Here is a 3,123-nt window from a genome sequence, read left to right on the forward strand (position 1 = left end):
TGAGCCTGCCGCCCACGTTGACGATCAGGTCGCGGTTACGCTCATCGAATGCTTGCAGCATCGGGACTTCCCTCAGGCGTGATGCGGTAGCGGTGGAGGCGGGTGAAGTACGGCATGCACTGGTCCGCCAGGGGCTCGAGGCGGGCGGGCAGCGCGGCGGACGGCGGGCGGTAGGGGGCGAAACCGGTCGAGGACAAGACGCTGTCGTACCAGTAAGGCGCCCACACCCCGTCGCTGTCCCGCGGCCCGGCCGGCCAGGCCAGCATCCGGCCGTCGAAGGGCACGGCGAGCGCCCGGCAAAGGGCGCGCAGGGTGCCCTCGGGATCGGTGAGCAGGTCGCGCGAGTCGACCACCGGACCGCCGAACGTCTCGAAGATCTCCGCCTGCTGCCGCAGGCCGAGATCAGCCAGGGTGGGTTCGGCCCGCACCCTTGCGTAGGACGCGAGCAGCTCGCGCGGGTCCCTGATCAGGTGCGCGTGGCGGAACGGGGCCAGCGCGGCCTGGTCTACCTCGGCCAGCAGGTGGTGGGTCATGTGCTTGGCGTAGCCGATGACTGCTCCCCGGGCCAGCGGGCCACTGGCCAGTTGAGCCAGCACCACCCGCCAGTCGGTGGGCTGGCTCGCGATCACCTGGTCCCGCCCCGGGTGGTCGAGGCCGGTGCGGTCCAGGTAGAAGGCGTAGAGCGGCTCGTCGGTGACCACCGTGTCCGGCCGGTTCTCCCAGGCCCGCATCAGCGCGGTGGATACGGACCGCGGCCCCGACCACATCGCGATGCGAGTGGCGGGGTCCGCGGCGCCGGCGTCACTCACAGGGCTACGACGCTCCGCAGCACCTCGCCGCGGCTCATCTTGGCGAAGGCCTCTTCCACGTCGCCCAGGCCGATGGTCTCGGAGACGAACTTGTCCAGCGGCAGGCGGCCGGCCAGGTGCAGGTCGACGAGCATCGGGAAGTCGCGACTGGGCAGGCAGTCCCCGTACCAGGAAGACTTCAGCGCCCCGCCGCGGCCGAACACGTCGAGCAGCGGCAGCTCCAGCTTCATCTCCGGCGTCGGCACGCCGACCAGGACCACCACGCCGGCCAGGTCGCGGGCGTAGAAGGCCTGCTTGTAGGTTTCCGGACGGCCGAGGGCCTCGATCACCACGTCCGCGCCGAACCCGCCGGTCAGCTCCTGGATCCCGGCGACCGGGTCGGCGTTGCGCGAGTTGATCACGTGGGTGGCGCCGAAACCGCGGGCCCACTCCAGCTTCCTGTCGTCCACGTCCACCGCGATGATGGTGTGCGCGCCGGCCAGGTAGGCGCCGGCGATGGCGCCGTCGCCCACGCCGCCGCAGCCGATCACCGCGACGCTGTCGCCGCGGGTCACGCCGCCGGTGTTGATGGCCGCGCCGATGCCCGCCATCACGCCGCAGCCGAGCAGGCCGGCGGTGGCCGCCGGGATCGCCGGGTTGACCTTGGTGCACTGCCCGGCCGCGACCAGCGTCCGCTCCGCGAACGCCCCGATGCCCAGCGCGGGCGACAGCGGGGTGCCGTCGGCGAGGGTCATCTTCTGCTGCGCGTTGTGCGTGTTGAAGCAGTACCAGGGGCGGCCGCGCGCGCAGGCGCGGCACTGGCCGCAGACCGCGCGCCAGTTCAGGATCACGAAGTCACCAGGCGCCACTTCGGTCACGTCGTCCCCGACAGCCTCGACGATCCCGGACGCCTCGTGCCCGAGCAGGTAGGGAAAGTCGTCGCCGATCCCGCCCATCTTGTAGTGCAGGTCGGTGTGGCAGACGCCGCACGCCTGCACCCGCACCAGCGCCTCGCCAGGCCCGGGGTCCGGCACGAGTACCTCGGTCACCACCACAGGCTCGCCCTTGCCGCGTGCCACCACTCCGTGAACGCTGACTGTCATCCCGGGTTCCCTTCGCATTCGCCCGAACGGCCGGCTGCTCCGCTCCGCTCCGCCTCTATCGTTCCAGAGACTCAGCCGACCAGGTCAACCCCGGGGGCGCGCGGCTAGCGGAGCCGGTAGGTGCCTTGTGCGACGACGACGGCCCGGCCGCCGACGAGCACCCGCCGGATGCTGTCCGGCGTGCCGTCGGCCCGTGCGTACAGCACGGACGGGCGATTGACCTGCGCGCCCTGCCGGATCTCGATCTCCTGGCCGAACTCGATCCGGCCGTGCCTGGCGAGGTGAACCGCGAGCGGGCCGGCCGCGGACCCCGTGGCCGGGTCCTCCGTCACGCCGAGGGCGGGGGCGAACATCCGGCTGGTCCAGCCGCCAGGCGTCTGAGTGAAGCAACTGCAGTTGACCTGAATGCGGCCCAGCTTCTGCAGGTCGGGCTCAAGCGCGGCGAGTGCGTCCTCCCCGGCGATCTCGACATAGACGTTCAGCGGGCCGTTTCTGTACCACTCGACGGGCAGGGCGCCGGCCACGCCGGCCACGCCGAGCGCGTCGAGCAGTTCGTCCGTGCGATCGTAGGAACCCCAGTCCGGGATCGGCTGCGACATCCAGCCGAACGTGATCGTGTCGTCGTCTATGTCCAGTTCGACCGGCACCGGGCCGGCGCCGGTGCTGAGCGTCACGGTCTGCTTGCCGAGGATCTCGCAGAGCACCCAGGCAGAGCCGAGCGTCGGATGCCCGGCGAACGGGATCTCGCCGCCCGGGGTGAAGATGCGCACCCGGGCGTCGGCGCCGTCGTGCTCCGGCGGCTCGAAGAAGACCGTCTCTGAGAAGTTCATCTCGCGGGTCGCCTTGAGCATCAGCTCGTCGCTCAGCCCGCGCCCGTCGGGGAAGATGCCGAGCTGGTTGCCTTCGAGCGGGGTGTCCGTGAACACGTCCGCCACCAGGAAGTCCCTGATCAGCGCGTCGCCGTCGGACCCGTCGCCTTGCCAGAGTCGCGTGTGGGGAACTCGCACGGCAGCGAGCCTACCCGGGGCCGCGCGGATGCTTAAGGTCCAGTTGGGGGCATTGTGGCCCTGGCTAGACGCGTTCGGCGGCGCGGCCGCGCCAGGACACGGCCCGGCCGGCGTAGTGCCGTCGCGCCGAGTCGGCGGTCATCGCGGCGTACAGCACGGCGATCAGCGGGAGCGCGGGCGCGCGCAGCGGGGACAGCCGGTAGAGGCGCAGCATGGGCAGGAAGC

The 3,123-nt window shown here is 71.5% G+C and carries 3 protein-coding genes; all 3 read right to left on the reverse strand.

The window, feature by feature from the left end; all coding sequences use genetic code 11:
• Positions 1 to 41: 41 nt before the first annotated feature.
• On the reverse strand, positions 42 to 809 hold the full coding sequence (locus tag WA805_RS15715; RefSeq protein WP_425242696.1) for a hypothetical protein: 768 nt from the start codon (positions 807 to 809) through the stop codon (positions 42 to 44).
• Complete coding sequence (locus WA805_RS15720; RefSeq protein ID WP_425242697.1) at positions 806 to 1,891, reverse strand: S-(hydroxymethyl)mycothiol dehydrogenase; 1,086 nt, start codon at positions 1,889 to 1,891, stop codon at positions 806 to 808. The genes WA805_RS15715 and WA805_RS15720 overlap by 4 nt, the downstream gene beginning before the upstream one ends.
• Positions 1,892 to 1,995: 104 nt before the next feature.
• Positions 1,996 to 2,898 carry a PhzF family phenazine biosynthesis protein gene (locus WA805_RS15725; RefSeq protein ID WP_425242698.1) on the reverse strand — a complete coding sequence of 301 codons (903 nt, stop codon included), beginning with the start codon at positions 2,896 to 2,898 and terminating at the stop codon, positions 1,996 to 1,998.
• Positions 2,899 to 3,123: the final 225 nt, after the last annotated feature.

The organism is Trebonia sp. (genome assembly GCF_049794275.1).
GTDB lineage: Bacteria > Actinomycetota > Actinomycetes > Streptosporangiales > Streptosporangiaceae > Trebonia.